The 17,833-nt window shown below is 68.1% G+C and carries 13 protein-coding genes, 1 tRNA gene and 1 other RNA gene; 10 read left to right on the forward strand and 5 right to left on the reverse strand.

The window, feature by feature from the left end:
- Nucleotides 1-12: 12 nt before the first annotated feature.
- Nucleotides 13-1,536 carry a SulP family inorganic anion transporter gene (locus ACIQ0W_RS06775; RefSeq protein WP_036298285.1) on the reverse strand — a complete coding sequence of 508 codons (1,524 nt, stop codon included), beginning with the start codon at nt 1,534-1,536 and terminating at the stop codon, nt 13-15.
- A 172-nt stretch (nt 1,537-1,708) separates the two neighbouring features.
- On the opposite strand from ACIQ0W_RS06775, the gene ACIQ0W_RS06780 reads away from it, so the two are divergent.
- From ACIQ0W_RS06780 to ACIQ0W_RS06800, 5 genes are all read left to right on the forward strand, one after another.
- Complete coding sequence (locus tag ACIQ0W_RS06780) at nt 1,709-2,095, forward strand: MerR family transcriptional regulator (protein WP_100813364.1); 387 nt, start codon at nt 1,709-1,711, stop codon at nt 2,093-2,095.
- Between the two features lie 23 nt (nt 2,096-2,118).
- Nucleotides 2,119-3,006 (forward strand): metalloregulator ArsR/SmtB family transcription factor, encoded by an 888-nt coding sequence (locus ACIQ0W_RS06785; protein ID WP_157811221.1) that lies wholly within the window; start codon nt 2,119-2,121, stop codon nt 3,004-3,006.
- Nucleotides 3,007-3,076: 70 nt separating this feature from the next.
- Nucleotides 3,077-4,048 carry a PstS family phosphate ABC transporter substrate-binding protein gene (locus ACIQ0W_RS06790; protein WP_100813366.1) on the forward strand — a complete coding sequence of 324 codons (972 nt, stop codon included), beginning with the start codon at nt 3,077-3,079 and terminating at the stop codon, nt 4,046-4,048.
- Nucleotides 4,049-4,079: 31 nt separating this feature from the next.
- Complete coding sequence (locus ACIQ0W_RS06795; protein WP_396642042.1) at nt 4,080-5,462, forward strand: FAD-dependent oxidoreductase; 1,383 nt, start codon at nt 4,080-4,082, stop codon at nt 5,460-5,462.
- Nucleotides 5,459-5,881 (forward strand): low molecular weight phosphatase family protein, encoded by a 423-nt coding sequence (locus tag ACIQ0W_RS06800; protein WP_396642009.1) that lies wholly within the window; start codon nt 5,459-5,461, stop codon nt 5,879-5,881. Before ACIQ0W_RS06795 ends, ACIQ0W_RS06800 begins: the two co-directional genes overlap by 4 nt.
- Nucleotides 5,882-5,987: 106 nt before the next feature.
- Here the strand turns inward: ACIQ0W_RS06800 and ACIQ0W_RS06805 are convergent.
- From ACIQ0W_RS06805 to ACIQ0W_RS06820, 4 genes are all read right to left on the reverse strand, one after another.
- Nucleotides 5,988-6,072 (reverse strand) — tRNA-Ser (locus tag ACIQ0W_RS06805).
- 27 nt (nt 6,073-6,099) lie between these two features.
- Entirely contained in the window at nt 6,100-8,397 is a 2,298-nt protein-coding gene (locus ACIQ0W_RS06810) for a transglutaminaseTgpA domain-containing protein (RefSeq protein WP_396642010.1), read from the reverse strand.
- Nucleotides 8,384-9,634, reverse strand: coding sequence for a DUF58 domain-containing protein (locus ACIQ0W_RS06815; RefSeq protein ID WP_396642011.1), 1,251 nt, complete (start codon nt 9,632-9,634; stop codon nt 8,384-8,386). The genes ACIQ0W_RS06810 and ACIQ0W_RS06815 overlap by 14 nt, the downstream gene beginning before the upstream one ends.
- Nucleotides 9,631-10,599 carry a MoxR family ATPase gene (locus ACIQ0W_RS06820; protein WP_036298315.1) on the reverse strand — a complete coding sequence of 323 codons (969 nt, stop codon included), beginning with the start codon at nt 10,597-10,599 and terminating at the stop codon, nt 9,631-9,633. Before ACIQ0W_RS06820 ends, ACIQ0W_RS06815 begins: the two co-directional genes overlap by 4 nt.
- 251 nt (nt 10,600-10,850) lie before the next feature.
- Here ACIQ0W_RS06820 and ffs point away from each other — a divergent pair.
- From ffs to ACIQ0W_RS06845, 5 genes are all read left to right on the forward strand, one after another.
- Nucleotides 10,851-10,947: signal recognition particle sRNA small type (gene ffs, locus ACIQ0W_RS06825), an RNA gene on the forward strand.
- A gap of 63 nt (nt 10,948-11,010) precedes the next feature.
- Nucleotides 11,011-13,140, forward strand: coding sequence for a phosphate acetyltransferase (pta, locus tag ACIQ0W_RS06830; protein ID WP_396642012.1), 2,130 nt, complete (start codon nt 11,011-11,013; stop codon nt 13,138-13,140).
- The gene (locus ACIQ0W_RS06835; RefSeq protein ID WP_396642013.1) at nt 13,137-14,378 is read left to right on the forward strand and encodes an acetate/propionate family kinase; all 1,242 of its coding nucleotides are present in this window, start codon (nt 13,137-13,139) and stop codon (nt 14,376-14,378) included. Before pta ends, ACIQ0W_RS06835 begins: the two co-directional genes overlap by 4 nt.
- Before the next feature lie 49 nt (nt 14,379-14,427).
- Nucleotides 14,428-15,207 (forward strand): HAD family hydrolase, encoded by a 780-nt coding sequence (locus ACIQ0W_RS06840; RefSeq protein ID WP_396642014.1) that lies wholly within the window; start codon nt 14,428-14,430, stop codon nt 15,205-15,207.
- Between the two features lie 55 nt (nt 15,208-15,262).
- Complete coding sequence (locus tag ACIQ0W_RS06845) at nt 15,263-17,818, forward strand: glycoside hydrolase family 65 protein (RefSeq protein ID WP_396642015.1); 2,556 nt, start codon at nt 15,263-15,265, stop codon at nt 17,816-17,818.
- Nucleotides 17,819-17,833: the final 15 nt, after the last annotated feature.

Raw genomic sequence — 17,833 nt, forward strand, 5'->3', positions numbered from 1 at the left:
GGGCGCTCCTTGCTAGTGCCCCGCGCCGAGGCCGCCGCTCAGGCGTCCGTGCATCTTCGACGTGGCCTCGTTCATGCCCTCGATGATCACGCGCTTGCCGAGATGCTCGTACTTGGTCTGGATCGCATCGAGCGCAGCTACCGTCGAGGCATCCCAGATGTGCGAGTTCGTCATGTCGATGATCACGCGCTCGGGGTCGTGCGTGTACTCGAACTGCGTCGTCAGATCGTTGCTCGACGCGAAGAACAGTTCGCCGTTGACGGTATAGCGAACGGTCGGAACGGATGCCTCCCGGTCGGTCTTGCGCGTCACGGAGACGAAGTGCGCGACGCGACGTGCGAACAGCACCATCGCCGTCAGCACACCCGCTCCCACGCCAATTGCGAGATTGTGGGTCCAGACCGTGATTGCGACGGTGATGAGCATGACCGCGGTCTCGCTCTTCGGCATCCGCTTGAGGGTCGACAGGCGCACACTGTGCCAGTCGAAGGTCGCGACCGAGACGACGATCATCACGGCGACCAGGGCCGCCATCGGGATGACAGCGACGACGTCGCCGAGCGCCAGTACGAGCACGAGCAGGAAGACGCCGGCGAGAAAGGTCGAGATGCGCGTGCGAGCGCCGGATGCCTTGACGTTGATCATCGTCTGGCCGATCATCGCGCAACCGCCCATGCCGCCGAACGCGCCCGAGAGGATGTTCGCCGCGCCCTGGCCGAAGGCCTCACGGGTCTTGCGCGAGTGGGTGTCGGTGATCTCATCGACGAGCTTCGCCGTCATGAGCGACTCGAGCAAGCCGACGATCGCGACCGCGGCGGCGTAGGGCGCGATGATCGCGAGCGTCTCCATCGTCAGCGGCACGTTGGGGAAGAAGAGTTCCGGAAGGCTTTCGGGAAGGTCGCCCTCGCCGCCCACATTCGGCACGTTCAGCCCGAAAACGACGGCGGCAGCGGTGAGCAGGACGATCGCGATGAGGGGAGCCGGGATCGCCTTCGTGATCATCGGCATCAGGTACATGATCAACAGCCCGATGACGACGAGCGGGTACACAAGCCAGGGCACGTCGATCAGTTGCGGGAACTGCGACGTGAAGATGAGGATCGCGAGGGCGTTGACGAACCCGACCATCACCGAGCGCGGAATGAAGCGCATGAGCTTTGCCACGCCGAGCGCGGCCAGCACGATCTGGATCGCGCCACCGAGCAGCACGGTGGCGATCAGGTAGTCCATGCCGTACTCGCGGGCCACGGGGGCTACGACGAGCGCGATGGCACCGGTAGCGGCCGTGATCATGGCCGGACGGCCGCCGAGGAACGCGATGGCGACGGCCATCACGAACGACGAGAACAGGCCGACGCGCGGATCGACGCCCGCGATGAGCGAGAACGCGATCGCCTCGGGGATCAGCGCGATGGCCACGACGAGGCCGGCGAGAACTTCGCGGGTCAGCAGTCTGGGACTCCGCAGCGCCTGCATCACGGTCGGCTCGATGCGATAACGGGACTTCGGATCGTGCACGGGAATGACGTCGGTCATGGCGCTCCTGACGGGGGAGGGGTGGAAGTGCGCGACGGCACGCGGGGTCGAGGATGTCGACCTGAGAAGATGGGGGAGGCGCGGACGAGGCGCCGATTCCCAACCCTACCGTAACGTAAGGTTTGTCCGCGAACGAGTCCTCGGGAGTGACGTGAGTACCAGCCCAGCGCCCATGCATATCGGCGAGGTGGCCGAGCGCACATCGTTGTCGCTGCGGACGCTTCGTCACTACGACGAGATCGGTCTGATCGTGCCATCCGGCCGCACCGAGGGTGGCTTTCGTCTGTACACCGAAGAGGATGTCGCGCGCATCATGCTCGTTCGGCGGATGAAGCCGCTCGGTTACTCGCTCGACGAGATGCGGACCGTGCTCGACGCGTTCGGCGAACTCGCTCGGGACCCCGCATCCGTCGAGCATCTCGCCGCGATCCGAGAGATCCGCGATGCGGCGGAGGATCGGCGGCGGAAGCTCGTCGAGCAGGTCGCGATGGCCGAGGAGTTCCTGGACCAGTTGGCGTCGGTCGAGGCTCCCGGTGACCGCCGACCGTCGAGTGCCTGAGATCGGCGCATAGACTTCGATCTATGAGTATGGCGGATGGATCTGAGGAGTGGACGATTCTCGGCGACCCCACCCGCGCCCGGATCGTGAGGCTGATCCGCGATTCGCCGGATGGGCGAGCGCTCGTGGGGCGTCTTGCGGAAGCGCTCGGACTCCGTCAGCCGACCGTCAGTCATCACATGAAGGAGCTGACGGCCTGCGGCATCGTCGCGCGCCAGCCGGAGGGCCGACGGGTCTGGTATTCGCTCGACCCGCGCAATGCCGAACGTGTCGACGCTCTCCTCGGTGCCGATTCTCCGGGTCCACGCGTCGAGCTCGATCTGCCCCGCATCATCGACCGCCTCACCGAGCGGTACCGCGGAACCTTCAGCCGAGAGACGATCGAGCGATATGTGACCGAGAGTCACGACCTGATGTCGGCGAACAATCCGACGACGCTGATCGGGTCCCGCACCGCGGCGTTCGCGACCGGTCGTCTCGATGCCCTGGCTCGTTCGAACGCGCCCCGTGGAGCCGTGCCGGAGGTCCTCTTCGTCTGCGTCGAGAACGCGGGGCGGTCGCAGCTCGCCGCGGGGATCCTGCGACAACTCGCCGGCGACCGTGTGATGGTCCGGACCGCGGGGTCCGCGCCCGCCGGTGCCGTTCGCACGACCGTCGTCGCCGCGCTCGATGAGATCGGCGTCTCGCTCGGCGGAGAGTTTCCCAAGCCGCTCACCGACGAGGCCGTCCGTGCCGCCGACGTCGTCGTGACCATGGGGTGCGGGGACGCGTGCCCGGTCTACCCCGGTCGCCGATACCTCGACTGGGATCTCGAGGATCCGGTCGGCAAGTCCCTGGAGACGGTGCGGGGCATCCGTGACGACATCGAGTCGCGCGTGCGAGAACTCCTGGTCGAGCTCGCTCCGTCCTGATCGTTGGTTTCGCGTTCTATCTAATTGATAGATGTGGGTCTATGCTTTCGAGTGAGGAAAGCGAGCCACCATGAACGGCGTATCACCCCAGCACCTGTTCCCGACCCGACGCCTTCGGACCGTCGTTGCCGCCGCGGTCGTTGCGAGCGCGCTCGCGCTGAGCGCGTGCGCAGGCGAGCCGGGGGACGCCGAGTCGACGGGCAGCCTCGAAGGCGCTGTCGTCACCGATGGGTCATCGACCGTAGCGCCATTCATCAACGCCGCCTCGTACCTGTTCGAGGCCGTGGAGCCAGACGTCGATGTGGTCGAGACGATTTCGGGCACGTCGGCCGGGTTCCGGGCGTTCTGCGATGGCGAGACCGACATCTCGAACGCGTCTCGTGCGATCTCGGACGACGAGATAGCGACGTGCGAGGAGGCCGGCGTCGAGTTCACCGAGATCATCGTCGCCAACGATGGCCTGTCGGTCGTCATCAATCCCGAGAACGACTGGGCCACGGATCTCACCCTCGAGCAAATCGCCACCATTTGGGCGCCCGACTCAGACGGCGAGATCACGAACTGGAACCAGGTCGATCCCGATTTTCCGGATGAGCCGCTGGTTCTCTTCGGCGCTGGCGGCGACTCGGGCACATTCGACTACTTCAGCGAGGCCGTCAACGGTGAGGAAGGCGCGCTCCGAATGGACTACAGCGCCTCCGAAGACGACAACGCGACGGTCGAGGGCGTGGGGCGAGAGCTCGGCGGCATCGGCTTCCTCGGTCTGAGCTACGTCGAAGCGAACGAGGGAGCCATCGTCGCCGCATCCGTCGACGGCGTCTCGCCCGACACCGAGACCGTGCAGGACGGCAGCTACACGCCGCTCAGTCGCCCCCTGTTCATCTACGTCAACAATGCTTCCTACGCGGACAAGCCCGAGGTGCGGGCATTCGTCGACTTCTCCGTCGAGAACGCGGTGGACATAGCGGATCGGGCGCTTGTCGTGCCGCTCACAGACGAGCAGATCACCCTCGCTCAGGACGAACTCGCCTCACTCCGCTGAAACGCCTCACCCCGCTGATAAGGAACACATGATGCACATCGTCGCCATCGGCGGAAGCGACGCGGGAATCTCCGCCGCGCTCCGCGCCCGCGAGTTGGACCCCTCGGTCGACGTGACCGTCGTCGTCGCCGACGAGTATCCGAACTACTCGATCTGCGGTATCCCGTACTACTTCTCGGGTGACGTGCAGCCGTGGCAGTCCCTCGCCCACCGGACGCACGCCGACCTCGAGGCGACCGGCATGCGCCTGCGGCTGAACACGCTCGCGACCCGGATCGATGCGGGGGCGCAGCGGTTGACCGTCCGCGATCAGGGTGGAGAATCCGAGATCGCCTACGACGAGCTCATCGTCGGAGCGGGCGCGCTCCCGACCTACGCCGGCATCGCGGGACTCGGGACGCTCGGTCCCGAGGACGGCGTTCACGTCATTCACTCGATGGGCGACACGTTCGCGCTCGATGCTCATCTCGCCGAGCGCGAGCCGCAGACCGCAATCATCATCGGCGCCGGATACGTCGGCCTCGAGATGGCCGAGGGGTTTCGCGCTCGGGGCATGCGCGTGATCCAGCTGCAGCGCGGTCCGGAGGTGCTCTCAACGCTCGATCCGGAACTCGCGGCCACGGTCCACGCCGAGTTGCTCGAACACGGCGTCGAGGTGCACACGGACACGCTGGTGCAGGCCGTCGAGAAGACGGATGCGGGACTCGTCGTGCACGCCGAGCACCTCGGGCAGCGGGTCGCGCACACGGCCGACCTCGTGCTCGCCGTCGTCGGGGTCCGCCCCAACACGTCGCTCCTGGAAGACGCGGGAGCAACCGTCGGCGCCGGGCGCGCAGTTGTCGTGGACGAGCAGATGCGTACCGGTCTGCCGCACGTCTTCGCCGCGGGCGACGGCATCGTCACGCACCACCGACTGCTGGGCGTGACGTACCTCCCGCTCGGAACCACAGCCCACAAGCAGGGTCGCATCGCGGGCGAGAACGCCCTCGGCGGGCAGGCACGTTTCGCCGGATCGGTCGGAACACAGGTCGTGAAGGTGTTCGGCGTCGTCGCGGCGCGCACCGGGCTCCGCGAACACGAGGCCGTCGTGGCCGGCTTCGCGCCCGCGACGACGCAGACCGCGGCCGATGACCACAAGCGCTACTACCCGGGCGCCCAGCCGATCGACATCCGCATCACGGGCGACACCGAGTCCGGCCGCCTCCTCGGCGCCCAGCTGGTGGGCCGCCTCGGCACCGAAACCGCCAAGCGCGTCGACACCTACGCGACCGCCCTGTTCGCCGGACTCTCGGTCGAACAGATCAGCGACCTCGACCTCTCGTACACACCCCCGCTCGGCTCGCCCTGGGATGCGGTTCAGGTCGCAACGCAGGCCTGGTCTCGAGTTCACAACACCATCGGAGTAAACGCATGACCACGGCAGCCGCAATCACGAAGCCCACTGTCCTCTTCATCTGCCAGCACAACGCGGGCCGCTCGCAGCTCGGCGCTCACCTGCTCGATGTCGTCGCGCCCGGCGAGTTCGTCTCGACGAGCGCGGGACTGAAGCCCGCGGCCGAGATCAACCCCGTCGTCGCGGAGTCGCTGCACGAGCTGGGTGCCGATACATCCGCTGCTCGTCCGCGTCTCGTCACCGAGGATGACCTTGCGGACGCCGATGTCGTCGTGGTGATGAAGCCGGGGCTTGCACTGCCCGGACCGGTCGCCGGGCAGCTCGTCGAGTGGGAGTTCCCGAACCCCGAAGAGTGGGACCTCGACGGCGTGCGCGGAATGCGCGACGCAGTCGCTGCCCAGGTCCGCGAGCTCGCGGCGGACCTGACGGCTGCGCGATAAGCCTCGCCCGCCCCGCCCCCACGCAGACCGAAACACCCCTCGTGCAGCGAAACCCCCATTGTCACGGGGTGTTTCGACGGACGAGGGGTGTTTCGCTGATAATCGGCGGAGGATAGGGGATTCGAACCCCTGAGAGCTTTCACTCAACACGCTTTCCAAGCGTGCGCCATAGGCCACTAGGCGAATCCTCCTGGGGCCCTCGCGGGCCGCCGACCATCCTATCCTGCCGCTCGCATCTCTGCCGCCCTCCGGCCGAACAGCGACCTCGGCACCAGGGTCGCGGCAAAACGCGCCCTCCTCTCGGAGGCTGCGACCAGGCCGGCCCGAACGGTGCGCACGGCAGCGTCGAGGGGCTCATCCGAGCGGCGTTGCCCCGCCGATGCCGGAGGGGCATAACTCGCGTGCTCGATAGCTGCGACGAGCACGGCCATCGCCGCAGCATCCGCTCCCGCTTCGTCGACCAGTCTCCGCCCGAGCACCCGGGGCGATTCGCCGCGAGGTAGGGCGATGCCCAGGTCGAGAGCGGTATCGGATGCCTCGGCCCAGGCCGCTGCGGCATCTCCCGTGTGCGCGGCGATCAGCCGGTGCCGACGACGAATCGCGCGCCACACACCGGGCAGTGCGAACACCGCGATAACCGCGAGGACGAAGCCGACGGGCGGTCCCGCGCCGACGGTCGTGGTTCCGGCGGCAGAGTCGCTCTCATCGAGCGCGTCGGTCTGGTCCGGTCCCAGAGATGCCGAGGGTGCCTCGGGCGCAAGCGGCGCCGTCTCTTCGGTCGAACCGTCGGCCGTGCCCGGCGTCGTGGACGAGGCGAAAGCCGTCGGCACGCCCAGGCTGTTCGTCGGCTCGAACGGAATCCATCCGATGCCCTCGAAGTGGACCTCGGGCCACGCATGCAGCTGCGAGCTGTACACCTCGTGCACGGTCTGCTCGTCGATCGAATCCGTTGTCGCCGTGCCGGGCAGATACCCGACGACGATGCGCGCGGGCATGTCGAGGGTCCTCGCCATGATCGCGAACGCCGAGGCGAAGTGCACGCAGTAGCCGCTCTTCACATCGAGGAACTCCTGGACCGCCTCCAACCCCGTGCCGTCGAACCCGGCTCGGACGGGTGCATTGAGCGAGTACTCGAACTCGACACCGCGGAACCACCGTTGCAGCGCGACCAGGGCGTCGTAGTCACTGCTGGTCGAGGAGGTCACGGCCAGAGCCTGCTCGCGGATCGCGGCCACGGCGGGGTCGTCCTCGGGCAGATTGAGTGTCGCCGAATCCGGCCCGATCGCTGCCTCGGACGAGCGGATGCGTTCGGCGGAGGGTCGGGGCACGTCGTATGTGATCTCGTACTCCTGCCCCTGCGGCGAGGACGAGCGCGAGATGACGGTCCTGTTCTGCGGCAGCACCGACCAGTCGCCCTCGAGACCGTCGAGGTTCACCGCCGGGTAGGGCACCGGCAGCCAGGGGCTCACATAGTTCACGACCTGCACGGTCGCGGTGTACTCGGCAATGGGCACATCCGAGTCGACGACGAGCGGCTCGAACTCTTCATCGAGCGATGTGCCCACGCCCCGATCGGGCTGCCACTCCTCGCCGTCGAAGCGTGACAATGTCACGGCGCGCAGGTACGGCGGGGTCGGCGCGTCGCTGCGCACCTGCAGCACGGCCGTGTCTTCCGGGCGCCGCAGATCGCGACCGAGGTCGAGCGACGGGTCGATCGAATTGCCGCGGATGGCGACGATGCTCGTGCCGCCGGGTACCGGCGCGGGCAGAGCGGGTGTCGCGACGATGGCGACGACGAGGGCTGCGGCCCCCACACCAACGGCCGTGACAGCGGTGCCGCGTCGCGTTCCCGCGGTTCGTGCGCGATCGGCATCGCCCGCGCCGTCATCGCCGCCGCCGTTGCCACCGCGGTCTCGGGTTGCGGTTTCGACGCCCAGCAACAGCAGCAGGCCCGCAGCGAAGGCGATGAAGGTGCCGACGTCGACGCTCTGGGGCACCGCGATGGCGGGGATGAGGTAGACGGTGATCAACGCGACGGCTGCGAGAAGGGGCATCCGCGCCGAGACGACGACGTGATCGATCGCGATCGCGAGGAGTCCGGCCGCGGCCACGATCAGGAACGACAAGGCCATGCCGGCGTTCAAGGGCGCGGCGCCGTCGCGCACCTGCGTCATGGCCGCGTCGACGAGAAGCGGGACGTCGCGGAACGTCGCGGGCATGGGGATGACACCGAACAGGGCGGAATCGCGGAAGAACACGACGCTGACCGTGATGACCCAGACGCCGATGCCGATCAGGCTGACGGCGAGGGATGGCAGGCCGAAGCGGCGTGCGACGTACCCGGCGCCGAGCACCAACGCGATGATTGCGATCGATCCGGCGAGCCACGCGCCCGGTTGGACGACGCGAAGGAGGGGCAGGAGCGAGGTCGACACCCCGACCAGCACGGCCAGAGCGAGTCCGGCCGATGGTCGCGTCCGGCCCTTTGCGAGAGCCCGAACCCTACGCGAAGACATGATGCGCTCCTCGGTCGGCAACCTCGGACCACACGTCGCTCAGATCTGCGTCGGGGCTGATCGCGGCAGTCCGCCACCCGGCCTGTGTCGCGCGTTCGAGCGCATCCGCGGACGGGGTGGCGGCGAGCAGGATCGGAAGGCTCGAGTGGTGGGCCAGCGGCGCCAGGACATCGGCGTCCTGAAGACGGAAAATCCCCGTGATCAGTACGAGCGGACCGGCCTCTACGCCCGCGTACCGCTGCGCGAGACCCGGCAGTGTGTCGTCGCGTCGAGAGACGAGCGAGGCGAATCGCAACAACATCTGTTCGACGTCCTCGGGGGCATCGGCTCCGGGAAGGGGCTCGCAGAGAGGCGTGCCATCGGTGTCGGAGACGACGACCTGGTATCCGTCCCGGGCAAAACGCAGAACGATCGAGACGCAGGTCGAGAGCGCCGCTTCGAATGCGGGATCCACCCCGGTCTCGTGTCGCGCGGAGGAGTCCCACCGTGGCGCGCCGAGGTCGAGCAGGACGGTCGCAGCCGGCGTCGACTCCTGCTCTTCTTGCCGCACCATCAGGGTGTCGCGGTGAGCCGTTGCTCGCCAGTGGATGCGGCGCATCGAGTCCCCGGGAGCGTAGGGGCGCGCGATCAGGTTGTCGGCACCCTGCCCCAGCTGGTCGGACGACGCATGCAGGGCGCCGCCCGCCTCACCCGCCGAGATCGCCACGTGCGGAAGGGGGATGGTCGCGGGCACCGCCACGATTCGGGTGTCACCCGCGGGGGCGTGGGTCCGGCGCACGAGACCGAACGGGTCGATCGTGCGAAGCGTCAGAGGACCGATGCTCCAGACCCCGCGCCGCACCGCCCGCGCCGAATAGGCGATGTCGAGCGGTTGATCGATCCCGGCGGCGCGCGTGGCGAGGCCCGAGGCATCTCCTCGTGCGTCGCCTTCGAGCGCGTCGGGGAGGCCATCCGACCACTGGATCGTCCCGAACGGAGAAAAGCTCCGCATGGTCACGCGGGCATGCACCTGGGTTGACGACCCGACCGGCACGACATCCGGGCGGAGGGTGCGCTCGGCTCGGCCTACCCGCCGCCCCACGTGCAGGACGACGAAGCCGGCTGCGAGCAGCGCGACCAGCAGGCATCCGATGTACATCAACTCGATGATCCCGAGTTCGCCGGCCAGGATGAAGCTGACGATCGCGAGCACGAGCGCACCCGTGCCGCGCAGGGTCAACGGCCAGCCGCGCCTCATGAGCGCGCCGCGACCGGTACCCGAACCGTGGCGGCGATGCGGTCGATGATCGCGGCGACCGTGTCCGTGCCGCCCCGCGCGCGTGTACCCGTGACGCTGCGCGTGGGAATCAGGCGGTGCGCGAAGACCGGTTGCAGCAGGGCGATCAGGTCGTCGGGAATGACGAAGTTGCGGGCATCCAGCGCCGCCCAGACCTTCGCCGCACGCACGAGCTGAAGGGTTGCTCGCGGGCTCGCGCCGAGCCGCAACTCGGGGTGCGATCGTGTCGCCTGCGAGAGCGCGACCGCGTACTCCCCGACCGAGGGAGAGACGTGAACGCTGCGCGCGAACGCGATCATTCGCGACACCTCGGCGGTCGTCACGACGGGTTGGAGGGCGTCGAGGGGATTGACGGTATCGCGCTGGCGCAGCATGAGCGCCTCGGACGCCGCATCGGGGTATCCCATCGAGATGCGGATCATGAACCGGTCGCGCTGCGCCTCGGGCAGGGCGTACGTACCCTCCATCTCGAGCGGATTCTGTGTCGCCACGACGAGGAACGGATCGGGCAGCGGATGCGTCCGGCCATCCACGGTGACCTGACCCTCTTCCATCGCCTCGAGCAGTGCGGACTGGGTCTTGGGCGACGAGCGGTTGATCTCATCGGCGATGACGATGTGGGCGAAGATCGCGCCGGCCTTGAACTCGAACTCACGCTCCGCCGGGTCATAGACCGACACTCCTGTCACATCACCGGGGAGCAGGTCGGGCGTGAACTGAATTCGTCGCACGCTCGCGTCCACGGATGTCGCCAGGGCCTTCGCAAGCATCGTCTTACCGACACCCGGGACGTCCTCGATCAGCAGGTGCCCCTCGGCGAGCAGGGCCACGAGGGCTGAGCGGACCGCCGCGGGTTTGCCGTCGATGACGCTCGAAATAGAGGAACCGATCGCCCGGGTGAGTTCTGCAAACCTCTCCGCATCCATGGGGAGGGGAGGCGCGGGCGAAACCCGGCGCCGCACGTCGGCCCCGTCGAGCAGCTCGGCAGGTGCGGGTGAATCCGGCATGCGACCCCCTGGATCGTCGTCGGGTGGAGGGATCGGCATCGACCCCGCGTTACCCAATCGTAACCCGGGAACCGCGCGGGGAGGCCGGGAGTTGCCTGACTCCACGGGGATCCCCCGGGTCGAGGCATCCGCTCGTTTTCGGCGCCCGGGGGAGGGATGGTTAGACTGGTGTCAGCTCTCCGCGCGGCGGTATCCCGGCCAACTCCCCCAGGACGGAAACGTAGCAAGGGTAACCAGGCTCTGCCGGGTGCGCGGAGAGTCTTACTCTTTCCGGCGGCGATCTTCGCGGCCGATCCGTGTGTAGGCGGCACGACGCCTAGGCTGGACGACGTGGCGCAGAGCATCTTCATCACGTCCGCAGAGGGCCATTCCGGCAAGTCCTCCATCGCGCTCGGTGTGCTCGACACCCTGAGCCATGCGATGCCTCGCGTCGGCGTCTTCCGAGCCATCGCCCGCTCGACGATCGAGCGCGACTACGTGCTCGAGATGCTGCTGGAACACGACGGTGTCGAGCTTTCGTACGACGAATGCATCGGGGTCACCTACGACGACGTCCGGGCCGACCCCGAGGGTGCGCTGGGTGCGATCGTGGAGCGCTTCAAGGCGGTCGAGGCGCAGTGCGACGCCGTCGTGATCCTCGGCAGTGACTACACGGATGTCGGCAGCCCCGCCGAGCTCGCGTTCAACGCGCGCATTGCGGCGAACCTCGGGGCGCCGGTGTTGCTCGTGCTCGGCGGTCGCGCGGGGCAGGGGCAGGGTGAACAGCTCGGGACGTCCGTCGCCCGCACCCCCGACGAGGTGGGCCAGATCGCCGACCTCGCGCTCGTGGAACTGGCTCACGGCCGAGCCGAACTCTTCGCGGTGGTCGCGAACCGCGCCGATTCCCACCGTCTCGGCGAGACCGTGGCGACGCTCCGACGGACCGTTGCGGCGCATGGCAGTGCGGGTGTGCCGGTGTGGGCGATCCCCGAGGACAAGTTCCTCGTCGCTCCCTCCATCCGCGGCATCATGCGCTCGGTCGACGGCACGCTGCTGACGGGTGACCCCGATCTGCTGACGCGCGAGGCGCTCGGAGTCGTCGTCGCGGGCATGTCCATGGTCAACGTGCTGCCGCGCTTGTTCGAGGGTGCAGTCGTTGTGATCCCGGCTGATCGCTCCGAGGTTCTCCTCGCCGCGCTGCTCGCGAACGCCTCGGGAACGTTCCCCTCGATCTCGGGCATCGTCCTGAATGGCGGTTTCGACCTGCCGGACCCGATCATGCGTCTGATCGACGGCCTCGGCTCGACCCTTCCGATCATCACGACCGACCTCGGCACCTACGACACGGCCGTTCGCATCATGAACACGCGCGGTCGTCTGGCGGCCGACTCGCAGCGCCGCTACGACACCGCGCTCTCGCTGTTCGAGACGCACGTCGACACGACCGAGCTGCTCCGAGCGATCGGCGTCGCGCGCGCCACCGTCGTCACACCCCTGATGTTCGGCTATCAGCTCGTCGAGCGCGCCCGGTCCGACCGCCGACGCATCGTGCTGCCCGAGGGGAGCGACGACCGCGTGCTGCGGGCCGCCGCCCGGGCGATCGCTCGGGGGATCGCCGACCTGACGATCCTCGGCGAAGAGATCGAGGTGCGAAACCGGGCGATCGAGCTGGGAATCGACATCGCGTCCGCCGAGGTGCTGAGCCCGTTCGATGCCGTCCACGTGCACCGATTCGCCGAAGAATACGCCCGGCTGCGCGCCCACAAGGGGGTCACGTATGCGCAGGCGGCCGACACGGTGACGGATGTCTCGTACTTCGGCACGATGATGGTCCACCTAGGACTCGCCGACGGCATGGTGTCGGGCGCCGCGCACACGACGGCCCACACCATCCGTCCCGCCTTCGAGATCATCAAGACCAAGCCGGGCGTATCGGTCGTCTCGAGCGTGTTCCTGATGGCGCTCGCGGACCGCGTGCTGGTCTACGGCGACTGCGCCGTGATCCCCGACCCGACGAGCGAACAGCTCGCCGACATCGCGGTATCGTCCGCGGCGACCGCCGAGCAGTTCGGCATCGAGCCCCGCGTGGCGATGCTGTCGTACTCGACGGGCACGTCGGGCGTCGGAGCGGATGTCGAGAAGGTGCGAGTGGCGACGGACCTCGTGCGGGAGCGCGCCCCGCAGCTCGCCGTCGAGGGGCCGATCCAGTATGACGCGGCCGCCGACGCCGCGGTGGCCGCCGCCAAGATGCCGGGATCGGATGTCGCGGGCCGCGCCACGGTCTTCATCTTCCCCGACCTCAACACCGGCAACAACACCTACAAGGCCGTGCAGCGCTCCGCTGGCGCGATCGCCATCGGGCCCGTGCTGCAGGGCCTGAACAAGCCCATCAACGACCTCTCCCGCGGAGCCCTGGTCGAAGACATCGTGAACACGATCGCGATCACCGCCATTCAGGCGCAGGGAGAGGCCGACGCGTGAGCGCCATCCTGGTCGTCAACAGCGGATCGTCGTCGTTCAAGTACCAGCTGATCGATGTCGCGACCGAAGACGTGCTGGCGTCCGGCCTCGTCGAGCGCATCGGCGAAGACGTGGGCAGTGCGACCCACACTGTCTCGGCCGCGGGCTTCGGCCACGCGCGTGCGGGCGAGCCGGCGCCGACGGTGCTCGAGGCCACCTACGATCGCGAGCTGCCAATCCCCGATCACACGGCCGGCTTCGCCGTGATGCTCGAGGCGTTCGCCCAGAACGGTCCGTCGCTCAGCGACAATCCGCCTGTCGCCGTCGGGCACCGCGTCGTGCACGGCGGGGCGCGCTTTTACGAGCCGACCCTGATCACCCCGCTGGTCGAAATCAACATCGACGAGTTATCGGTGCTCGCGCCGCTGCACAATCCCGCCAACCTGGAGGACATCCGCGCCGCGAAGCAGGCGTTTCCGGACATCCCGCACGTCGCCGTGTTCGACACCGCTTTCCACCAGACCCTCGCGCCGGCGGCGTACACGTATGCGATCGACCGAGAGTTGGCCGAGGCGCATCGCGTCCGCCGCTACGGATTCCACGGCACATCGCACAAGTTCGTCAGCGAGGCAGCGGCGAACTTCGTCGGACGAGATCTGACGGAATTGCGCCAGATCGTCTTCCACCTCGGCAATGGTGCTTCGGCAACCGCGATCCGCGGGAGGCGTTCGGTCGACACCTCGATGGGGCTGACCCCGCTCGAGGGACTCGTGATGGGCACCCGCTCGGGCGACCTCGACCCCGCCGTGCTGATCCACCTGGCTCGGCGGGCCGGACAGAGCATCGACGACCTCGACGATCTGCTCAACCGCCGCAGCGGCCTTCGGGGGCTCGCGGGAGTCAGCGACATGCGCGACCTCGTCGCGCGGCGCGACGCCGGGGACCCGGCCGCCGCGCTCGCGTTCGACGTGTACATCCATCGGCTCCGCGCCTACGCGGGCGCATACCTCGCGCAGCTCGGCGGCGTCGACGTCATCTCGTTCACCGCCGGGGTGGGCGAGAACTCGGCCGAGGTACGTGCCGCGGCTCTCGAGACGCTCGGCTTCGCGGGCGTGCAGATCGACCCCGAGCGGAACGCTGCCCGCGGCCGAGGCATCCGCGTCATTTCAACGGATTCCTCGCCCGTGACGATTCTCGTCGTGCCGACGAACGAAGAGCTCGAGATCGCGCGACAGACGCTCCGCGCGACGCAGGGGTGAGACGGTTCCGACGCGGCTCTCGGCACCACTACGCTGGCCTCAAGGCGCGATGGCGAGCCGCCGATTCCCGACCTCGGCCCACCGCGATCCTGGAGGCTCCGTGACCGCCGCTCTGCCCGATCTGTCCACGTACGATGCCGTGCTCTTCGATCTCGACGGCGTCCTCACGCCGACGGCCGAGGTGCACATGCACGCGTGGCAGACGATGTTCGAAGAGCTCTTCGCCGCGTGGGACATCACCCCGCCGTATACCGAGCGGGACTACTTCGAATACCTCGACGGCAAGAAGCGCTACGACGGAGTCGCGAGCCTTCTCCGCAGCCGCGATGTCGAGGTGCCGTGGGGCGATCCGTCCGACCCGCCGACCGCCGACACGGTGTGCGGCATCGGTAACCGCAAAAACGTCGTGTTCTCGGGGGTGCTCCGCTCCGAAGGAATCTCGGCGTACCCCGGTTCGGTGCGCCTTCTCGATGCGTTGCAGGCCGCGGGCACACCGATCGCTGTCGTCTCGAGCTCGAAGAACGCCACCGAGGTGCTGCAGGTCGCGGGTCTCACGGACCGCTTCCCCGTCGTCATGGACGGCGTCATCGCCGAGCGCGACAACCTCTCGTCCAAGCCCGCCCCCGATGTCTTCGTCGAGGCGGCTCGGCTGGTCGGCGTCGAACCGGCACGCGCCGCAGCCGTCGAGGACGCCATCTCGGGCGTCATGTCGGCAGCCGCTGGCGGCTTCGGACTCGTCATCGGTGTCGACCGCGGCGTCGGTGCCGACGAGTTGCTGAAGGCCGGTGCCCACCTCGTGGTCGCCGACCTCGGCGTACTCGTGCCCTGATCTTCTCGCTCACTCCCTTTCCCTGCTGGACCCGCGCTAAGGAGCACTCTCCGTCATGATCGATCGCGATCGGTTCCCCGTCGACCCGTGGCGCCTCATCGAGACCTCGTACTCGGAAGAGGACACGGGGGTCACCGAGACCCTCTTCGCGGTCGGGAACGGATATCTGGGGTTACGCGGCAACCAGCCCGAGGGTCGTCGCGCCCACGAGCACGGCACCTTCATCAACGGACTGCACGAGACCTGGCCGATCCGACACGCTGAGCAGGCGTACGGGTTCGCCGAGGTCGGGCAGACGATCGTCAACGCCCCCGACGCCAAGGTGATGCGCGTCTACATCGACGACGAGCCGCTCTCGCTCGACGTCGCCGACGTCCGTGAATACGAGCGGGTCCTCGACTTCCAAGAGGGACTCCTGAAGCGGCACGTCGTCTGGTGCACCCCCTCGGGCAAGCAGGTGCAGGTCGACTTCGACCGCATCGTCTCCTTCGACGAGAAGCACCTGGCGGTCATGCGGCTGAGCGTCACCGTGCTGAACGCCGACGCGCCCGTGACGATCTCGTGCCAGCTGATCAACCGCCAGGACGGCGAGGACGTCTACGGCGGTTCGGCCAAACGCGCGAAGGCCGCGGGGTTCGACCCGCGCAAGGCCGAGCGGATCGCCGCTGATCGCGTCCTGTTGCCGCAGGAGTACTGGCAGGACGGCGTCCGCTCGACCCTCAGCTACCAGGTGAACGAATCGGGCATGACGGTCGCGGTCGCGGCGGACCACCTGATCGAGACCGAGAATGACTACGAGGCGCGCACGCTCATCGAGCCCGACATCGCCAAGAACGTCTTCCGCGTCCAGGCGAAGCAGGGTGTACCGATCACGGTGACCAAGCTCGTGTCGTACCACTCCTCCCGCGGGGTTCCCGCGCGCGAGCTCGTCGACCGCTGCCGGCGCACACTCGACCGGGCCGAGTTCGAGGGCGTCGAGTCGATCTACGCGCGCCAGCGCGAATGGATGGATGCGTTCTGGAAGCGCTCCGACGTGCGGATCGGTGGGCACGACGACCTGCAGCAGGCCACCCGCTGGTGTCTGTTCCAGCTCGCGCAGGCCGCGTCCCGCGCGGACGGCCAGGGTGTGCCGGCCAAGGGCGTCACGGGATCCGGATACAGCGGGCACTACTTCTGGGACACCGAGATCTATGTCCTGCCCTTCCTCACCTACACCTCACCGCTCTGGGCGCGCAACGCCCTCCGGATGCGGGCGCTGATGCTGCCCGCCGCGCGTCGTCGCGCCTTCCAGCTCAACGAGGCCGGTGCGCTCTTCCCGTGGCGGACGATCAACGGGGAAGAAGCATCCGCGTACTATGCCGCCGGAACGGCGCAGTACCACATCAACGCCGACGTGACGTATGCGCTCGCGAAGTACGTGCGCGGCACGGGCGACGTCGAGTTTCTCTACCGCGAGGGCATCGACATCGCGGTAGAGACCGCGCGGCTCTGGACCACGCTCGGCTTCTGGCGCGAGGGCGAGGGCGACCCGACTTTCCACATCCACGGTGTCACCGGGCCCGACGAATACACCACTGTCGTCAATGACAACCTCTTCACCAACGTGATGGCGCGGTTCAACCTGCGCTTCGCTGCCCGCACCGTGCGCGAGATGGAACATGACGCTCCCGACGCCTACCGCCTGATGGTCGACCGCCTCGGTCTCGACCCGCTCGAGGCGGAGGGCTGGGACCTCGCGGCCGAGGCGATGCACATCCCGTTCAGCCCGGCCCTCGGCATCCATCCGCAGGACTCTCTGTTCCTCGAACGTGAGGTCTGGGATCTCGAGAACACGCCCGCAGATCGTCGCCCGCTGCTGCTGCACTTCCACCCGCTGGTGATCTACCGGTTCCAGGTGCTCAAGCAGGCCGATGTCGTGCTCGCGCTGTTCCTGCAGGGGAATCACTTCTCGGCCGAAGAGAAGTTGGCCGACTTCCAGTACTACGACCCGCTGACCACCGGCGACTCCACGCTGTCCGCGGTCGTCCAGGCGATCCTCGCCGCGGAGGTCGGCTACCAGGACCTGGCGCTGGAGTACTTCGAGCAGTCGATCTTCGTCGATCTGGGCGACCTGCATCACAACGCCGCGGACGGCGTGCACGTGGCCTCGGCCGGCGGCGTCTGGACCGCGCTCGTGTGCGGATTCGGCGGCATGCGCGACCACTACGGCGAGCTCTCGTTCGATCCCCGGCTGCCCGAATCGTGGCCCGAGCTGTCGTACACGCTGCGCTGGCACGACGCCCACCTGAATGTCACACTCACGCGCGAGGCTCTGACGCTGAGTCTGGACGAGGGCGAGGCCGAGCCGGTGGCGTTCTCGGTGCGCGGCCGTGAGTACGTCATCGCACCGGGGGAGGAGCTCTCGGTGGAGCTCGCCGACCAGGGTCCCGTGCGTTCGGGGCGTCCGACGATCGAGCAGTTCGAGGACATCCGGCGCGAAGACGGCACGCTGCTCTCGGCGTCGGTGCCCACGGTGAGCACGAGCATCCCGACACTGACGGGCCCGATACCCGTAGGCGACGCGGGCGGGCTCGGCGCGGGCGACGATTCGGACCTCGGCGCCGACTCCTGAGGCGGTCTGGATGTC

The organism is Microbacterium sp., assembly GCF_044340635.1.
Lineage (GTDB): Bacteria > Actinomycetota > Actinomycetes > Actinomycetales > Microbacteriaceae > Microbacterium.